This window comes from Micromonospora rhizosphaerae (assembly GCF_900091465.1).
Lineage (GTDB): Bacteria > Actinomycetota > Actinomycetes > Mycobacteriales > Micromonosporaceae > Micromonospora > Micromonospora rhizosphaerae.
Genome location: NZ_FMHV01000002.1, coordinates 5,042,380 through 5,058,351, shown reverse-complemented (window position 1 = coordinate 5,058,351; position 15,972 = coordinate 5,042,380). Strand labels below are relative to the sequence as shown.

The 15,972-nt window shown below is 71.6% G+C and carries 18 protein-coding genes; 13 read left to right on the top strand and 5 right to left on the bottom strand.

Annotated elements, in window-relative coordinates:
* The first annotated feature begins 64 nt into the window (after positions 1-64).
* Genes GA0070624_RS23810 through GA0070624_RS23770 form a run of 9 tightly spaced genes read left to right on the top strand, consistent with a single transcriptional unit; the run spans position 65 to position 7,407 of the window.
* The gene (locus tag GA0070624_RS23810; RefSeq protein WP_091344768.1) at positions 65-883 is read left to right on the top strand and encodes a CoA transferase subunit A; all 819 of its coding nucleotides are present in this window, start codon (positions 65-67) and stop codon (positions 881-883) included.
* Complete coding sequence (locus GA0070624_RS23805) at positions 880-1,650, top strand: CoA-transferase subunit beta (protein WP_218105270.1); 771 nt, start codon at positions 880-882, stop codon at positions 1,648-1,650. The genes GA0070624_RS23810 and GA0070624_RS23805 overlap by 4 nt, the downstream gene beginning before the upstream one ends.
* The gene (locus GA0070624_RS23800) at positions 1,647-2,828 is read left to right on the top strand and encodes a thiolase family protein (protein ID WP_091344766.1); all 1,182 of its coding nucleotides are present in this window, start codon (positions 1,647-1,649) and stop codon (positions 2,826-2,828) included. Before GA0070624_RS23805 ends, GA0070624_RS23800 begins: the two co-directional genes overlap by 4 nt.
* A gap of 12 nt (positions 2,829-2,840) precedes the next feature.
* Complete coding sequence (gene pcaH, locus GA0070624_RS23795) at positions 2,841-3,593, top strand: protocatechuate 3,4-dioxygenase subunit beta (RefSeq protein ID WP_176731842.1); 753 nt, start codon at positions 2,841-2,843, stop codon at positions 3,591-3,593.
* The gene (gene pcaG, locus GA0070624_RS23790; protein WP_091344764.1) at positions 3,586-4,158 is read left to right on the top strand and encodes a protocatechuate 3,4-dioxygenase subunit alpha; all 573 of its coding nucleotides are present in this window, start codon (positions 3,586-3,588) and stop codon (positions 4,156-4,158) included. Before pcaH ends, pcaG begins: the two co-directional genes overlap by 8 nt.
* A complete protein-coding gene (gene pcaB, locus GA0070624_RS23785; protein ID WP_091344762.1) occupies positions 4,133-5,476 on the top strand; it encodes a 3-carboxy-cis,cis-muconate cycloisomerase in 1,344 nt (447 codons plus the stop codon). The genes pcaG and pcaB overlap by 26 nt, the downstream gene beginning before the upstream one ends.
* On the top strand, positions 5,473-6,240 hold the full coding sequence (gene pcaD / locus GA0070624_RS23780) for a 3-oxoadipate enol-lactonase (protein WP_091344760.1): 768 nt from the start codon (positions 5,473-5,475) through the stop codon (positions 6,238-6,240). Before pcaB ends, pcaD begins: the two co-directional genes overlap by 4 nt.
* The gene (gene pcaC / locus GA0070624_RS23775; RefSeq protein ID WP_245718949.1) at positions 6,230-6,625 is read left to right on the top strand and encodes a 4-carboxymuconolactone decarboxylase; all 396 of its coding nucleotides are present in this window, start codon (positions 6,230-6,232) and stop codon (positions 6,623-6,625) included. Before pcaD ends, pcaC begins: the two co-directional genes overlap by 11 nt.
* Positions 6,622-7,407, top strand: coding sequence for an IclR family transcriptional regulator (locus tag GA0070624_RS23770; RefSeq protein ID WP_091344757.1), 786 nt, complete (start codon positions 6,622-6,624; stop codon positions 7,405-7,407). The genes pcaC and GA0070624_RS23770 overlap by 4 nt, the downstream gene beginning before the upstream one ends.
* A gap of 23 nt (positions 7,408-7,430) precedes the next feature.
* On the opposite strand, the gene GA0070624_RS23765 is transcribed toward GA0070624_RS23770, so the two are convergent.
* A complete protein-coding gene (locus GA0070624_RS23765) occupies positions 7,431-7,901 on the bottom strand; it encodes a hypothetical protein (protein ID WP_091344756.1) in 471 nt (156 codons plus the stop codon).
* Between the two features lie 262 nt (positions 7,902-8,163).
* Between GA0070624_RS23765 and GA0070624_RS23760 the strand changes: the two genes are divergently transcribed.
* A complete protein-coding gene (locus GA0070624_RS23760; RefSeq protein WP_091344755.1) occupies positions 8,164-9,117 on the top strand; it encodes a DUF559 domain-containing protein in 954 nt (317 codons plus the stop codon).
* 316 nt (positions 9,118-9,433) lie between these two features.
* Here GA0070624_RS23760 and GA0070624_RS23755 read toward each other — a convergent pair whose 3' ends face one another.
* A complete protein-coding gene (locus GA0070624_RS23755; protein WP_141715150.1) occupies positions 9,434-9,904 on the bottom strand; it encodes a hypothetical protein in 471 nt (156 codons plus the stop codon).
* A 185-nt stretch (positions 9,905-10,089) separates the two neighbouring features.
* Between GA0070624_RS23755 and GA0070624_RS23750 the strand changes: the two genes are divergently transcribed.
* A complete protein-coding gene (locus tag GA0070624_RS23750) occupies positions 10,090-10,356 on the top strand; it encodes a hypothetical protein (protein WP_091344753.1) in 267 nt (88 codons plus the stop codon).
* A gap of 414 nt (positions 10,357-10,770) precedes the next feature.
* Here the strand turns inward: GA0070624_RS23750 and GA0070624_RS23745 are convergent, their stop codons facing one another.
* Positions 10,771-11,841: a hypothetical protein gene (locus tag GA0070624_RS23745; protein ID WP_218105269.1), complete on the bottom strand. Its 1,071-nt coding sequence runs from the start codon at positions 11,839-11,841 to the stop codon at positions 10,771-10,773.
* A gap of 181 nt (positions 11,842-12,022) precedes the next feature.
* Here GA0070624_RS23745 and GA0070624_RS23740 point away from each other — a divergent pair, with 181 nt between their 5' ends.
* Positions 12,023-12,508 carry a VOC family protein gene (locus tag GA0070624_RS23740; RefSeq protein ID WP_091344748.1) on the top strand — a complete coding sequence of 162 codons (486 nt, stop codon included), beginning with the start codon at positions 12,023-12,025 and terminating at the stop codon, positions 12,506-12,508.
* A gap of 148 nt (positions 12,509-12,656) precedes the next feature.
* Here the strand turns inward: GA0070624_RS23740 and GA0070624_RS23735 are convergent, their stop codons facing one another.
* Positions 12,657-13,967, bottom strand: a complete 1,311-nt coding sequence (locus GA0070624_RS23735; RefSeq protein WP_176731841.1) for a right-handed parallel beta-helix repeat-containing protein — start codon at positions 13,965-13,967, stop codon at positions 12,657-12,659.
* 202 nt (positions 13,968-14,169) lie between these two features.
* Between GA0070624_RS23735 and GA0070624_RS36650 the strand changes: the two genes are divergently transcribed.
* Positions 14,170-14,940 (top strand): LuxR C-terminal-related transcriptional regulator, encoded by a 771-nt coding sequence (locus tag GA0070624_RS36650; protein WP_342672754.1) that lies wholly within the window; start codon positions 14,170-14,172, stop codon positions 14,938-14,940.
* Between the two features lie 17 nt (positions 14,941-14,957).
* On the opposite strand, the gene GA0070624_RS23725 is transcribed toward GA0070624_RS36650, so the two are convergent.
* Entirely contained in the window at positions 14,958-15,869 is a 912-nt protein-coding gene (locus GA0070624_RS23725; RefSeq protein ID WP_091344741.1) for an SAM-dependent methyltransferase, read from the bottom strand.
* Positions 15,870-15,972 lie beyond the last annotated feature (103 nt).

Sequence of the window (15,972 nt, the reverse complement as noted above, 5' to 3'; positions counted from 1 at the left end):
GGACGGCAGTCCGCATAGCGAACAGCGGGCACGCCGAGGAAATCCACCGGGGACGGGGAGGCTCATGGCGAAGCTCGTCTCGCTGGCCGAGGGTGTGGCGGACCTGGTCCGCGACGGAGACGTGGTGGCCCTGGAGGGCTTCACCCACCTCATCCCGTTCGCCGCCGGCCAGGAGATCATCCGTCAGGGACGGCAGGACCTGACCCTGGTCCGGATGACGCCCGACGTCATCTACGACCAGCTCATCGGCGCGGGCTGCGCCCGCCGCCTGGTGTTCTCCTGGGGCGGCAACCCCGGCGTGGGATCGCTGCACCGCTTCCGCGACGCGGTGCAGAACTCCTGGCCGGTACCGCTGGAGCTGGAGGAACACAGCCACGCGGGGATGGCCAACCGGTACGTCGCCGGAGCCTCCGGCCTGCCGTTCGCCGTGCTGCGCGGCTACACGGGCACCGATCTGCCCCGGCACACCACGAACATCAGGACCATCACCTGCCCGTTCACCGGTGAGGTGCTCACCGCGGTGCCCGCGCTGCGTCCCGACGTGACGGTGGTGCACGCCCAGCGCGCCGACCGGGCCGGCAACGTGCAGATGTGGGGCATCACCGGAGTGCAGAAGGAGGCCGTGCTCGCCGCGCGCCGGTCGCTGGTCACCGTCGAGGAGGTCGTCGACGAGCTCGAACCGGTACCGGGCCAGGTCGTGCTGCCCGGCTGGGCGGTGACCGCGGTGGCCGAGGTGCCGGGCGGCTCGCACCCCTCGTACGCCCAGGGCTACTCCGTTCGCGACAACGACTTCTACGTCGCCTGGGACGCGATCAGCCGGGACCGCGACACCTTCCGCGACTGGTTGGCGCAGCACGTGCTCAAGGCGGAGGTGGGAGCGTGAGCCCGGAGTACACGTCCGACGAGATGATGACCGTGGCCGCCGCCCGCCAGTTGCGCGACGGGGCCGCCTGCTTCGTCGGGATCGGCCTGCCCAGCACGGCGGCGAACCTGGCCCGGGCCACCCACGCGCCGAACCTCGTGCTCATCTACGAGTCCGGCTGCCTCGGGGCGAAGCCGGACCGGCTCCCGCTGTCCATCGGCGACGGGGTGCTTGCCGACACCGCGGACGCGGTGGTCTCCGTGCCCGAGGTCTTCAACTACTGGCTGCAGCCCGGCCGGATCGACGTCGGGTTCCTCGGCGCCGCGCAGCTCGACCGGCACGGCAACATCAACACCACCGTCATCGGCGGCGACTACGCCGACCCGAAGGTACGGCTGCCCGGCGCCGGCGGCGCCCCCGAGATCGCCGCGTCCTGCGGCGAGGTCGTGGTGGTCGTCCGGCAGAACCTGCGCACATTCATCGACCGGGTCGACTTCGTCACCTCGGTCGGGTACGGCAGCGGACCGGGCGACCGGGAGCGCCTCGGCCTGCGCGGCGGCGGCCCCCGCTTCGTGATCACCGACCTCGGCGTCCTGGCACCGGACCCCGAGACCTGCGAACTGACCCTGACCCGCCTGCACCCCGGCGTGGCCGTCGACCAGGCGCGGGCCGCCACCGGCTGGGAGCTCGCCGTCGCCGACGATCTGACGACCGGCGAGCCGCCGACCGAGCACGAGCTCTCCGTGCTGCGCGCGCTGGAGGCGACGAAGCGGGGGGCGCCCCGGTGAGCGACGACGTCTACCTCCTCGACGCCGTGCGTACCCCGATCGGCCGGTACGGCGGCGGCCTGGCCGGCGTGCGGCCGGACGACCTCGCCGCGCACGTCGTGGGTGAGGTCGTCCGGCGCAGCCCGGGCCTCGACCCGGCCCGCATCGACGACGTACTGCTCGGGGACGCGAACGGCGCCGGCGAGGACAACCGGAACGTGGCGCGGATGGCCGTCCTGCTGGCCGGCCTGCCGCCGTCGGTGCCCGGCGCGACGGTCAACCGGCTGTGCGGCTCCGGGCTGGAGGCCGTGATCGGCGCGTCCCGGGCGATCGCGCTGGGCGATGCCTCGATCTGCGTCGCCGGCGGGGTGGAGTCGATGAGCCGGGCGCCGTGGGTGCTGCCCAAGCCCGAGCAGGGCTACCCACGCGGGCACGAGACGCTGCACTCGACGACGCTGGGCTGGCGGATGATCAACCCGCGGATGCCGCAGGAGTGGACGGTGGCGCTGGGGGAGGGGGCGGAGATCCTCGCCGACCGCTACCAGATCAGCCGGGCGGAGCAGGACGCCTTCGCACTGCGCAGCCACCAGCTCGCCGCCCGCGCCTGGGAGGCCGGGGTCTACGCCGACGAGGTCAGCCGGGTGCCCGGCACAGAGGTCGAGCGGGACGAGAGCATCCGGCCCACCACCACGCTCGAGGCGCTGGCCCGGCTCAAGCCGGCCTTCCGGCCCGACGGCACGGTCACCGCGGGCAACTCCTCCCCGCTGAACGACGGGGCGAGCGCGCTGCTGCTCGCCGACCGGGCCGGCGCCGACGCGATCGGGCGGGCCCCGTTGGCCCGGATCGTCTCCCGCGCGGTCACCGCGGTCGAGCCGCACCTGTTCGGCATCGGCCCGGTGGCCGCCGCGCAGGAGGCACTGCGCCGGGCCGGCATAGGCTGGGGCGACCTCGACGTGGTCGAACTCAACGAGGCGTTCGCCGCGCAGTCGCTCGCCTGCCTCGCCGAGTGGCCGGATCTCGACCCGGAGATCGTCAACCCGCAGGGCGGGGCGATCGCCCTCGGGCACCCGCTCGGCTCGTCCGGGTCGCGGATCCTCGGCTCGCTCGCCTGGCAGTTGCACCGCCGCGGCGGCGGGCGGGGGCTCGCCGCGATCTGCATCGGGGTCGGCCAGGGGCTGGCCGTCGTGCTGGAAGCCTGACGGGAGAGGTAGATGACCCAGGACATCGTGACCGACAGCGGCCTGATGCTGCCCCGGTACCGGCGCGACGACGCCGACGCGCACCCGCCCCTGCTCAGTCCCGGCTACAAGTCGACGGTGCTGCGCTCGCCACGGCAGCCGCTGACCTACCTGCCGCAGCGACTCACCGAGGTCACCGGGCCGCTGCTGGGGGAGGGGCGGTTCGGCGAGCTCGACCACGACCTGACCCGTCAGCACGAGGGCGAGCCGCTCGGGCAGCGGGTCATCGTGCACGGCCGGGTGCTCGACGGTGACGGCCGCCCGGTGCCGCACACGCTGGTGGAGATCTGGCAGGCCAACGCCGCCGGGCGCTACCGGCACGCGGTGGACAACTGGCCGGCCCCGCTCGACCCGAACTTCGACGGGGTGGGGCGGGTGCTCACCGACGACGCCGGGCGGTACCGCTTCATCACCGTGCAGCCGGGCGCGTACCCGTGGAAGAACCACGACAACGCCTGGCGGCCCGCGCACATCCATTTCTCCCTCTTCGGCCGCGCCTTCGCCCAGCGGCTGGTGACGCAGATGTACTTCCCCGGCGACCCGCTCTTCTTCCAGGACCCGATCTTCAACTCGGTCCGCGACCCGAAGGCCCGGGAGCGGATGATCGCCCGCTACGACCACGCGACGACCCAGCCCGAGTGGGCGCTGGCCTACGAGTTCAACATCGTGCTGCGCGGCCGGGAGAGCACCCCCTTCGAGGACGAGGACGACGACGACGATGAGTGAGCAGCTGGGAGTGACCCCGTCGCAGACGGTCGGGCCCTACCTGCACATCGGCCTGCTCTGGCCAGACGGCCCGTACGTCGTCCCCGACGGCACCCCGGGCGCGTTCTGGCTTCGCGGGCAGCTCTTCGACGGGGCCGGCAACCCCGTGGTGGACGGGATGGTCGAGACCTGGCAGGCCGATCCGGACGGCCGGTTCGACCACCCGGACGATCCCCGCGGCGCCCGGCCGCCGTCCGTGCCCGGCTTCCGGGGCTTCGGGCGCAGCGCCACCGACGCGCAGGGGCGGTACGAGATCCTGACCGTCAAGCCGGGCCCGCTGCCCGCCCCGGACGGGGCCACGGAGGCGCCGCACCTCAACCTGTCGGTCTTCGCGCGGGGGCTGCTGCACCGCGTCGTCACCCGGCTCTACTTCCCGGACGAGCCGGCGGCCAACGACGCCGATCCCGCGCTGCGCGGCGTCGACCCCGACCGCCGCCATACGCTGCTCGCGACCGAGGCGCCGGACGGGCTGCGCTTCGACATCCACCTGCAGGGGGAGCATGAGACCGTCTTCTTCGCCGTCTGACGGGTTGCTCGGCGGCCTCTCCGGTGACCCCGGCGTCGACGCCGAGCTCACCGACCGGGCTCTGCTCCAGGCGATGCTCGACGCGGAGGCCGCGCTCGCCGGGGCCGCCGCGGACTGCGGCGTGGTACCCCGGCCGGCCGCCGAGGCGATCGCCGCGCAATGCCACGCCGACCGGTACGACCCCGCCGCACTCGGCCGCGCGGCCGAGGAGGCCGGCAACCCGGTCGTCCCGCTCGTGCGGGAACTGACCGCGGCGCTGCCCGAGGACGCCCGGGCCTGGGTGCACCTCGGGGCGACCAGCCAGGACGTCCTCGACACCGCGCTCGTCCTGGTGGCGGTGCGCGCGGCCGGGCCGCTGCTGGGCCACCTCGACGCGGCCGCCGGGGCGGCGGCCCGGCTCGCCGAGGCCCACCGCGACACCGTCATGGTCGGCCGCACGCTCGGGCAGCAGGCGTCGCCCACCACGTTCGCGCTCAAGGCCGCCGGCTGGCTGGTCGGCCTGGTCCAGGCGCGTACCCGGCTGCGTCAGGTCCGGGCGGCGCTGCCGGCGCAGCTCGGCGGCGCGGTCGGCACGCTCGCCGCGCTGGGACCGACCGGACCGGCGGTGGCCGAGCGGTACGCCGAGCGCCTGGGCCTTGCCACGAGCCCGCTGCCCTGGCACACCCGCCGCCAACCCGTGCTCGACCTCGCCGCCACCCTCGGCGGGCTGCTCACCGCCACCGGCAAGGTCGCGCTCGACGTCGGGCTGCTCGCCCAGACCGAGGTCGGCGAGGTCGCCGAGGGCGGCGCCGGTCGGGGCGGTTCGTCGGCGCTGCCGCACAAGCGCAACCCGGTCGACTCGGTCCTGGTCACCTCGGCCGCGCGGCGCGCGCCCGGTCTCGTCGCCACCGTGTTCGCCGCCGCAGTGCAGGAGCACGAGCGGGCCGCCGGCGGCTGGCACGCCGAGTGGGAGCCCCTGCTCGACCTGCTGCACCTGGCCGGTGGCGCCGCCGCCCGTACCGCCCGGATGCTGGACGGCCTTGAGGTCCGCCCGGACCGGATGCGGGCGAACCTCGACGCCACCGGCGGTCTCGTGCTGGCCGAGGCGGTCGCCGCCCGGCTGGCCCGCGCGCTCGGCCGCAGCGGGGCGCACGACGCCGTCGCCCGAGCCACCCGACGGCCGCCGTTCCGCGACGCGCTGCGCGCGGATCCCGGCGTGCGTGCGCACCTGAGCGAGCCCGAGATCGGTGAGGCACTCGACCCGCACAGCTGGCTCGGGTCGGCGGGACTGTTCGTCGACCGGGCGCTGGCCGCGTACCGGACGGAGGAGTCGTCGTGACGTCCCGACTGCACGCCACCGTGGACGGTCCGGCCGGCGCGCCGGCGCTGCTGCTCGGCAGCTCTCTCGGCACCACCGGCGCCATGTGGGAACCCCAGCTGGCGGCCCTCGCCGCCCGCTACCGGGTGATCCGGTACGACCATCTGGGCCACGGCCGCTCCGCGGTGCCGCCCGGCCCGTACACCATCGAGCTGCTCGGCCGGGAGGTGCTGGCCCTGCTCGACGACCTCGACGTGCGGCGCGTGCACTACGCCGGGCTCTCCCTCGGCGGCATGGTCGGCATGTGGCTCGCCGCGCACGCCCCCGACCGGGTGGGTCGGCTGGCGCTGCTCTGCACGTCGGCGTCGCTGGGCCCGCCCGAGGGCTGGCGCCAGCGGGCGGCGACGGTACGGGCGGCCGGCCTGGCGGCCATCGCCGACGCCGTGGTGGCCCGGTGGTTCACCCCGCCCTTCGCGGAATTCCGGCCGGAGGTGGTCGCCGCGCACCACGCCATGCTGACGGCCACCCCCGCCACCGGCTATGCCGGCTGCTGCGAGGCGATCGCCGCGATGGACCTCCGCGCCGACCTGGGCAAGGTGTCTGCGCCGACGCTGGTGATCGCCGGCGCGGACGACCCCGCCACCCCGGTGGAGCACGCCGCCCGGATCGTCGAGCGGATCGCGGGAGCGCGGCTCGCCGTGGTCGACCACGCGGCGCACCTGGCCAACGTGGAGCAGCCGGAGCAGGTCGGAAAACTGCTCCAGGAACACTTCGATGAGGGGTGATCTGATGGACGACCGCGAGCGACACGAGGCCGGCATGGGGGTACGCCGGCAGGTGCTGGGCGACGCGCACGTCGACCGCGCGGTCGCCGGCACGGACGAGTTCACCGCGGACTTCCAGGACTTCATCACCCGGTACGCCTGGGGCGAGATCTGGACCCGGCCCGGCCTGGACCGGCGCACCCGCAGTTGCATCACCCTGGCGGTGCTGGCGACTCTGCACCACGACGAGGAGTTGGCGATGCACGTGCGGGCCGCGCTGCGCAACGGGTTGACCCCGGCCGAAGTCGGTGAGGTGCTGCTCCAGGTGGGCGTCTACGCTGGGGTTCCCGCGGCCAACCGGGCGTTCAAGGTGGCCCAGCAGACACTGCGGCAGGAGGCCGGATGACCGAGGAGGCCGGGCGCTCCCCGGAGTTCGTCCAGTCGCTGGAACGTGGACTCGCCGTCATCCGGGCCTTCGACGCCGAGCACCCGCAGCTCACCCTCAGCGAGGTGGCGCGGATGACCGGGCTGACCCGGGCCGCCGCGCGCCGGTTCCTGCTGACGCTGGTCGAGCTGAACTACATGCGCACCGACGGGCGGCTCTTCTCCCTGCGGCCGCGCATCCTGGAACTCGGCTACGCGTACCTGTCGAGCCTGAGCCTGCCCGAGGTCGCCCAGCCGCACATGGAGGCGCTCGTCGCGCAGGTGCACGAGTCCTGCTCGATGTCCGTCCTCGACGGTGACGAGGTGGTGTATGTCGCCCGCGTCCCCACCAAGCGGATCATGGCGGTGGGGATCAGCGTCGGCACTCGCTTCCCCGCCTACGCGACCTCCATGGGCCGGGTGCTGCTCGCCGCCCAGCCCGCCGATTGGCTGGACGACTACCTCGCCAAGGCCGACCTCAAGCGGCTGACCCGACGCACCATCACCGACCCGGCCAAGCTGCGCGCGGTCCTGGGCAAGATCGCCGCGCAGGGGTATGCGCTGGTCGACCAGGAGCTGGAGGAGGGGCTGCGCTCGCTCGCCGTGCCCATTCACGGGGAGAACGGGCAGGTGATCGCGGCCCTGAACGTCTCCGCGCACGCCAGCCGTGGACCCTCCGAGGTGATCCGCAAGGAACTGCTGCCCCCGCTGCTGGCGACCGCCAAGCGAATCGAGGAGGACCTCCGCGGCGGCCCGAACCGGTAGGTGGTCCTGCTTGTCGCGGGATGTCAGGCGAGGGCCCGCTGCAGGACGCCGGCGATCATCAACAACGCCACCGCACCTCCGGCGAGGACGCAGATCATCAGCCCCGCCTTGGCGGGAGTCGATCGAGCGCCGCGTGCGATGCCGAGGTTGACGCCCATGGCGATGCCGCCGATCAGGCCGCCGATCAACCCGCCCCGAAGCACGAAGATGAAGACGACAAATGGCAGGACGGCCAGGATCTGGAGCAGCGCCGGTACGGCGGGTCCCGTGCGGTGCTTGACGCCCGCGATCTCGATCGTGGGATACGCGTCGAACAGGCCGCCGTGCAACTTGGCCTCCTTCATCGTGCCGTCCGCGGCGGGCAGGAGGTAGTTGTTGGCCCGGGTGCGGGTCGCGGTCTGGTCGCCGACCGTGATGGAGGCGGGGCGGAAGTTCGGCGCGGTGACGACGACCGGCCCGGCGAGGCCATCGATCTGAATCGGTTCGGTACGCATGGCGGGACATACTAGGCGCTCGGGTGATCTTCCGCCGTCCCCTGTGGAGCATCTCAGCGAGTGACGGCACCCCGCATCGCATGATCGTCTACGCCTCACCGTCATGACACGCCGAGCAGAGGCAGCGCCCGCATCAGACGATCTTGCAGCGCCGTAGCACATCGCGCCGTTCCACGTGGTGCCGTCCACACCTCGCTGCATCGTCCACAGCCGACGCCGGTGCCGCTTGCGGCAGAGACGCGGCGGGGCCAGTGTCTGCCGCGTGAAATCGGTGCTCCAAGCGCTGGTGGATCAGAGTGGGGAAGTGGTGACCCGGGCGGTGGCGGCCCAGGTGGTGCCGGAGTCGACGCTGCGGGGAGCCTGTCATGCCGGCCGACTGCTCCGGGTGCTGCCCGAGGTCTACGTCGACGCCCAACTCGTTCCACCCGCACCGGCCGACGGCGCGCCCGTCCTCGCCCGCCTCGGCCCCGAGCTGGGGCGGCGAGCCGTGCTCGCGTACGCGGACGGGCGGGGCGCACTGAGCAGCCTCCGTGCCCTGGACGTGTGGGGCCTGCGCTCGCAACGCATCGGTGAGCCCGTGCACCTCGATGTGCCGGCCGGCTCCGGCATCCGCACCCGGCCACACCTCGTCGTGCACCACCGACTGGGCTTCACGGTGGCGCCGCCGCACGTCGTCTACCGCTGCGGCATCCCGGTCGTGCGGCTGGACCGCGCGCTGGTCGACGCCTGGCCGCAGTTGCCTCCGGCGGACCGTCCGGCCCCGCTGATCCGGGCGGCCAACGACCGACTGACCACGCCGCGGCGGGCCTTCGGGGCGCTGGCGGCCGCACCGAGGCTCACCGGCCGGGCCGAGCTGCGGGCTCTCCTCGTGAAACTCGCCGCAGGCTGCCGCAGCCCGCTGGAGATCTGGGGACACGACCACGTCTTCACCGGCCCCGACATGCCTGCCTTTCAGCGACAGGTACGGATCCAGGCGCGAGGGCGCACGGTCTACCTCGACGTCGATGCGGAGCGGGAACGCGTCGACTTCGAGCTCGACGGAGCGAGCACCCACGGCGATCGGCGGCAGCGCGAGGTCGACCTGCGGCGGGACGCGCTGCTGGCCACGCTCGGCATCCTGGTGGTGCGGTTCGCGCACCGTCGGCTGGTGCACGAGACCGACGAGGTACGCCGCGAGATCCTGGCGATACTCGCTAGCCGCCGAGGCGGCGGTTGACCGAGTGCTGTAGAACGTCGACCCTCATCGGTCCCGGCCCTCGAAGAGTTGCCTGATGGTCTCCAGCACCTGAGCGCAGTGCGCCTCGGCCTGCCAGCGCTCCTCCTCGCCGCCCAGCCGCTCGTGCCGGGCGACCTTCCCCTCGCCGCGGGAAGTGAAGAACGGCTGGCTCTAGACCATCGATGAGTTGTCGGACCGTATTCGGACGTCGACCTGAACGGGTGAATCCTCGGGGCAGCGGGGACCGGCGGAAGGTTGTTGATGATCCGTTGGCAACGACGGACATCAACACCCTTCTGCCGCGGCAGGGCAGGTCCTAGCGCTGGCGTACGCGTGGGTCGGCGAGGGCGCGGGCCGCGGCGGCCAGGATCCCGCTCGCGCACAGCGCCGGCGCGCCGATCAGAAACTCCTCCCGGTCCATCCACTCCACGAGCTGCACTCCGGGGCGGGCGAGGAGCGACTGATCGAGTGAGAGCGCCGCCGCGTCGTCGTAGCACGACCGTGCCTCGTCGCCCACCCATAACGTCCAGTGGAACGGGCCGATGCGCTCGGGGCCCGCGTCCGTCTCGTCGAAGATCTCCCACCACCGGTCGCGCGGCTTCACCGGTCCGGCACCGAGTGCGCCGCAAGCGACGAGTTCCTCGACCGTCATCGGCGCTACGCCGGGTTCGGTGACGGGCACCACCAGGTCTGCCAGCTCGTCGTCGTGCTCAGTGCAGGCGCAGTTGGGCCGGGTGGGAGGCACCCACTCGGCCTCCTCGGCGTCTTGTCGTTGGGACGCAGACATGGTGGGCATCGTAGGGCGGAAATCGCTACGGCGATGTCCCGCCCGCGCCGTTTGGCGGGCCTGCTCGGACGATCGCCACAACCCTCCGTGGCGCTGCTGGAAGGCCTGACCGGCCAGTACGGCGGCTACGGCGGCGCGGCACCCCGACTCTGGTCAACTACCGACGAGTTGCTCATCATGACCAGATGCAGCGCTTCGCGGATGACGATGCCGGTTACCTGAACTGGATCTCGCGCAACCCCGACGGGTATGTCGTGAACACCAACCGCAGCCCGAGTCCTAGCTACCTGATCCTGCATCGGGCCACCTGCAGGACCATCGCGGAGAGCCCGACCAGAGGCGGCAGGTGGACTGACCAGTACATCAAGCTCTGCGGAGGCCGTGCCGAGCTTGAGCGCTGGGCCCACGAGGAGGTCGGCGGCCCGCTGAAGCCCTGCGCTCACTGCGAATAATGCGCGGGGTCGGCGCTCCGACCAGAAAGTCCCCGGCCCGCGCCGTTGGCGCACGGCGGTGACCGGCCGATCCTGCACGGTTGCGGCCGCCACGAGCCGGACCTGATGGACTGACCCGACACCGGACGGCACCACGCCGGAGAACCTGCTCGCCGGCGCGGCGCCGCAACTCGTCTCCGGAAGCCGGGTCGCGGGCTTCTACCGCACCGCCGATGTGAAGGGCCGGCACGTCGAGGCGTACTCGTGGGGTGGGCTGACCTCGCGCAGCGGGAGCCGAATGCTGTGGCTGCTCCTGCTGCCGTTCGCCCTGGTGAACGTCGGCGGGTGGATGTGCACGCCGACCGCCTGGGGGCACCCCTGGCGGTTCCGGTTCCACCGGGCGGTGGTCCGGCAGGGCCACCGCTACTTCGTGAGCTATGCCCGGATCGGAATGCCGTGGCCGCGGTCGTCCGTCAGGATCTCGAACAGGGCGCGGTGTTCGGTGAGCAGGGTTTCCCGGGTACCCGTTACTCGGTTGGTCACCTCGACCTCGCAACGCGCGATCTTGGTGTTGAGACAGTGCTTTACCCCGCCCGGTGGATTCGAGTACGCCAGGCCGGTGAACGCCTCCGGTGGTGCCTCGATCCGTCCGCGCACCTGGACTGAAGGGGACTGCGAGGCGAAGTCCCAGCCGAAGTAGCGGAAGCGGCCGGTCGCCCGGATCCCTTGCCACAGCGAGACCAAGGAGTGCTCCTGGCCTCGGTGGCGCAACACGAGCAGGGTGACCATCGGGGTGTTCACGGGACCGATCCGGTTACTCGCGGTGGCAACCTCCAGGAAGCTGTCCGGTGCGTTGTCGAAGCCGGCTACCTGACCGAAGGCATAGCGGTCGGTGTGCCGGGTGCCCCAGTTGTGATTTTGGCTGCCCACCCAGTCGCCGACTCTGATTCGGCGATCGCCGACGATCAGTTCACCGTCGTAGCGGGCCAGGGGACTGCCCACGAGGCTCTTCGCCTTCGGAAAGCCACCCCGATACAGCCGGGGCGGCAAGAGGTAGAGCGGAGGCTGGTCGCTGGCGTACGTCAACTGCCAGCGCACGCCGTGCACCCCGCCGGCCAGCCTCGCGGGTCCTAACGTCGCCTCCCCGATCCGCACGGAGAACGCCCGCCGATCGAAGTCGCAGTCGGCAATCGGATGCTCCTGCTTGGCCACGACGTGCTGCCCGGTCTCACCGTCGAACAGCACGAACCACAGCTCGCCGATCGCTTCGACGGGGCGACCTGCCGGGGTGAAGATCGTGTAGCGGATCCAGAACGCCAGGGGCCGGCTGGGATGGTTGGCCCGCTGGTAGAAGCTCTCGTAATGGCCCGCGCGCTGGTCCGGCTCGTACTGGGTCCAGTTGACCTGCTCAGCCACCAACGGGTTCGGCCGCATCAGTCGCTTCCTTTCGGCGTCAAGGGAACAGCGACAGCAACGCCCACGCTGCTGATTCTTCGCGTTCGGCACTGGCTTCGCCAGTCACTAATTCTCAGCGCCTCGTCATGACGAGGACGGCGCATGCGCCGTCTGGCAGGTGCCACCCGGGACCGGTTCACCGAATGAGCGATGAGTTTTCCGCCGTGTCGGCGTTGTACACGTGAAGCATCGGTTGCGGGAGCCCGGTCCCGTCGTACGAGAGGACAACGCCATGCGGCAGAAGATCACTCCGAACCTGTGGTTCGACACCCAGGCCGAGGAGGCCGCGAACTTCTACATCTCCGTCTTCGACAACTCGCGCATCGTGAACGTCACCCGCTACACGGAGGCCGGGCCACGACCGGCCGGCATGGTGATGACGGTGGAGTTCGAGTTGGCCGGTCAGCGGTTCGTCGGCATCAACGGCGGTCCTGAGTTCACGTTCACCGAGGCCGTTTCCTTCCAGATCAACTGCGAGACGCAGGACGAGATCGACTACTACTGGGAGCGCCTGTCCGAGGGCGGCCAGGAAGGGCCGTGTGGCTGGCTCAAGGACCGGTACGGCCTGTCCTGGCAGGTCGTACCGACCGGGATGGAGGAGATGTTGAACGACCCGGACCCGGAGCGGGCCCGGCGCGCGATGCAGGCCATGCTCGGAATGGGCAAGATCGACATTGCCGCGCTGCGCAGCGCGGCCGACGGCGTCCCGGCGACCTGACGAGCCGGCGAGGTCAGGGCATCGCGGCCCGCACCGGCCTCACGCCAGCCGGGGGCCCTTGATCCGAGGCAAGTGAGCGGCTCGACGCGTTGTCGAGCCGCTCACCCTTTCGAAGGTCACGCCTGGGCGCAGCGGCCGTGGTGGTCGGTCACGAGGATTGAGCGCCGCAGATCGTCCCTTCCGGGTAGTCCGTGAGGCACTGGTTCCCGACCCAGGTGTTCGCCGTCCGGTTGTCGTCCCGGGCATCGAGAACGCCGTTGCCGAACATCCAGTTGCCGGAGAAGGTGTTGTCGCTCGTCGACGAAGCTGCGTAGATACCGCGGCGCCCGTTGCGTTCGGTCACGTTGTCCCGGACGTCATTACCTGCGTTTCCTGCCGGAACGATTATCCCGTCGAGCCCGTTGTCGCTGCTGACGTTTCCCGCGATGACGGAGTCCCGCAGCTCGCCCGCACCGACCGTGAGGCCCTGGCCGGCATTTATGCCGCTGAAGACCATTCCGCGCGCGGTGTTACCGGTGATGGTCACCCGGCGGCTGGGCGGGAACTTGTCGAAGTAGCTCGCCGAGGCAAAGATGATGCCGACCCGCCCGCCGGTCACGAGGTTCGACGCGACGGTCAGGTCCGTGTTCCCGCCTCCGAAGGCGATCGAACCGGTGCCCGAGGCCCCGACGACCTCGTTGGCGATGACGGCGCTCCGGGCTGAGTTCTGCAGCGCAATGCCGGTGCCCTCGGCCCGCGACACGTTGTGGTCCACCGTCACCTGCTCGCGTCGGCCCGGGCCGGCCACGTCGATTCCGGCCTGGTTGCGGAAGGTGTCGTTGTGGTCGATTCGCGCCGTACGTAGATCGCGGGCGTTCCACGCGCCACGCTCGTTACCGACCGGGAGCTTCCACAGGCTGTCGTCGTCGAGCTCGCAGACCAGACCCCAGCGGTTGTCGCGGAAGCAGTTGTGGTCGACGCGGGACTCCCGGGCGCCCGCAGTGCCGAAGTCCATGCCGAAGAGGGTGTTCAACCGGACCAGATTGTGGTGGACGTGCTGCCCGGAGAATCTGTCGTCCGCGTCGATTCCCACCGAGGCGTCCTGCACGACGAACCCAGCGAGGACGACGTCGTCGGCCAGCATGTCAAAGGCGACGCTGAACCCGTCCGCGGCCGGGTCGACGATCACCTGCTGGGTCGGGTCGAGGCCGTCCGCCTGTGACGCGGCGGCGTCGAAGCAGTCAATCGCCTCCACCGCATCAGGTTCACCCCACAGGATCAGTGGCTTGTCCACGCGTACGCTCTCGGGATAGACGTCGGGGCAGACCTTGATCCGTGTCCCCGGCTCGGCTGCGTCGACCGCTGCCTGGATCGACGTGAAGTCCGCATTCCCGCACTGCGCTCCGTCGCGGTCCACGACCAGCGTGGAGGGGAGGGACGCCACGGCAGCGCTGGACAGCGCGACGAGCGCCACGGCCACTGCCGCGAGGAGAGGTACCGACCTGATCATTCTCATTGCTGCTCCTCCCTCGAGGCGCGGCCGCGGTGGCCCTGAGGGCATCGTCCGTTTTGGGGAGAGGGGTCGGACAGTGTCGCAATCGCCACTGGACAGAGTCCTGCTTGCTGCGCCTGCATCCGCTCGCCAGACTTGCCACAACGCGCTGCTCGACGGCGGAGGACACATGCGACGGGACGAAGCGCTGCTGCGCGCCAGCATGGACGCCGCGAGGCTCGTGGCCGCCGGACACGACTACGTTGAACCGTTCATCGCGGCAGTCGGACGAGCCATCGACGCGGACGCGGGGGCGGGCTTCACCCGGTGGAGCCTCGCTGAGGGCGAGGTGGCGACGGTGACCGTCACGGTGTGGGACGCCGCACCGCTGCCGCAGCACTACATCGATGCCGCCCGGGCCGTGGCGTCCCGGCACCCGTGTTTCCTGGATCTCAGGTCGGGAAGAGGGTGGGCGCAGCGGGTCAGCGACCATGTTGACCTGCCGCGGTTCTGGCACACCGAGACCTACCACTGGATGCACAGCTGGACGGACGGGCGGTATCCGGCGGGTCTGCACCTCGGCGCCCGGCCGGACCAGGTCGTCTTCCTCGGCGTGCATCGAAGGCACCGCGACTTCGAGGCCGACGAGATGGCCGCGCTGTCCCTCGTCCGCGAGCCTCTTGCCAGCGCCCTGGCGTTCCGCCGGGAACTCGACGCGGCGGCCGCCCGGCTGGTCGGGCCCGAGAGTACGAACGGTGGCGGCGACACCGACCGGCTGACGCCCCGCGAGCGCGACGTGCTGGCCCTGGTGGCGCAGGGCTGGACCAACCAGCGGATCGGGCGGCGCCTGGGGATCACGGAACGCACCGTCCGCAAGCACCTCGAGTGCGGCCGCGACAAGATCGGTGCCAGCAGCCGTGCGGAGGCCGCGGCCTGGTGGGCGAGGACCGGCAGCCGCTGATCCGCGGTGAGCTTGCATCAGTCGACCTCACGGCGCCGCGCGACCATCAGCGGGGTGCCAAAGAAGGTCATCACTCTGACGTCGAGGAAGCCCGCGTCCTCGAGTAGCTGCCCGGCCGTCCCGGGCGACATGCGGCCACCGCCCAACATCAGATATTGCACGTCCCCCGCAGCGCCCAAGAGTCCGCCTTCGGCGGTGTGAGCCAGCCCCATCACCACAACCGCACCGGGACGGGCCGATCTGTGCAACCGGGGCAAGGCAGCGACGAGCACCGGCGGGGGCAGGAACGGCTGAGGCACCCAGATGAGATCAAACGCCGCGACCTCCTCGAACTCGGTCACAGACTGCTCGCGTACCTCGATCCGGTTGGTGAGTCCCGCGGCGGACACCGCGTCTCGGCCGACGCGGACCGAGGGCGGGTTGATGTCGAGCCCCACGGCTTTCAGGCTCGGGTGCCGCCTGCAGAGTTCGATGCTGATGCCGGCCGCGCCCACTCCTACGTCGAGGAACGCCGCACCCGGCCGGTCCAGCCGGTTGGGAAAGCCCGGTACGTTCGCGAGCACCCGCCTGAGCACGTGGTTGACGGCAATTCCGCTGACCAGGCCGTACGAGCGGATCGTCTCCGGATCCTCCGGCGACCACACCGCCGGGTCGCCACCGGCCAGTGTGCCGGCCAGTTGCAGCGTGCTGGCGACCAAGCCGCCGTGGGCCGCGGCCGGCACGTCCGGCGGCAGGGACGCCAGCAGCGACTGAGACGGGCGCACCGGATCCGGCTCCAACAGTCCCGCCGCGATCAGCAGTCGTTGGGCGGCGACGGCCAGCGCGTCGTCGGCGGCTGCCGGCGAATCCAGCAGCCCCTGGCGGGCCAGGCGCCCCAACGCGGCCAGTACCCACATGTTTGCCTGCAGATCCTCGAGCGGGTTCGGCATGACCTCATGCTCCTCGCCCGGGCCCTCGGTGAGTAGCGGCGGCGGCGTCCGAAGGGCGACAACGACCCGCGGCGGAGACCAGAGGCGAGCGGGAAGGGTCGTC

Bases quoted from the DNA above. Each gene is read 5' to 3' on its own strand.
- GA0070624_RS23810 (WP_091344768.1), top strand. From the start codon at position 65: ATGGCGAAGCTCGTCTCGCTGGCCGAGGGTGTGGCGGACCTGGTCCGC.
- GA0070624_RS23750 (WP_091344753.1), top strand. From the start codon at position 10,090: ATGCAGCGCTTCGCGGATGACGATGCCGGTTACCTGAACTGGATCTCG.
- GA0070624_RS23755 (WP_141715150.1), bottom strand. From the start codon at position 9,904: ATGTCTGCGTCCCAACGACAAGACGCCGAGGAGGCCGAGTGGGTGCCT.
- GA0070624_RS23770 (WP_091344757.1), top strand. From the start codon at position 6,622: ATGACCGAGGAGGCCGGGCGCTCCCCGGAGTTCGTCCAGTCGCTGGAA.
- GA0070624_RS23765 (WP_091344756.1), bottom strand. From the start codon at position 7,901: ATGCGTACCGAACCGATTCAGATCGATGGCCTCGCCGGGCCGGTCGTC.
- GA0070624_RS23740 (WP_091344748.1), top strand. From the start codon at position 12,023: ATGCGGCAGAAGATCACTCCGAACCTGTGGTTCGACACCCAGGCCGAG.
- pcaB (WP_091344762.1), top strand. From the start codon at position 4,133: ATGAGACCGTCTTCTTCGCCGTCTGACGGGTTGCTCGGCGGCCTCTCC.
- GA0070624_RS36650 (WP_342672754.1), top strand. From the start codon at position 14,170: ATGCGACGGGACGAAGCGCTGCTGCGCGCCAGCATGGACGCCGCGAGG.
- pcaH (WP_176731842.1), top strand. From the start codon at position 2,841: ATGACCCAGGACATCGTGACCGACAGCGGCCTGATGCTGCCCCGGTAC.
- GA0070624_RS23725 (WP_091344741.1), bottom strand. From the start codon at position 15,869: ATGCCGAACCCGCTCGAGGATCTGCAGGCAAACATGTGGGTACTGGCC.
- pcaC (WP_245718949.1), top strand. From the start codon at position 6,230: ATGAGGGGTGATCTGATGGACGACCGCGAGCGACACGAGGCCGGCATG.
- pcaG (WP_091344764.1), top strand. From the start codon at position 3,586: ATGAGTGAGCAGCTGGGAGTGACCCCGTCGCAGACGGTCGGGCCCTAC.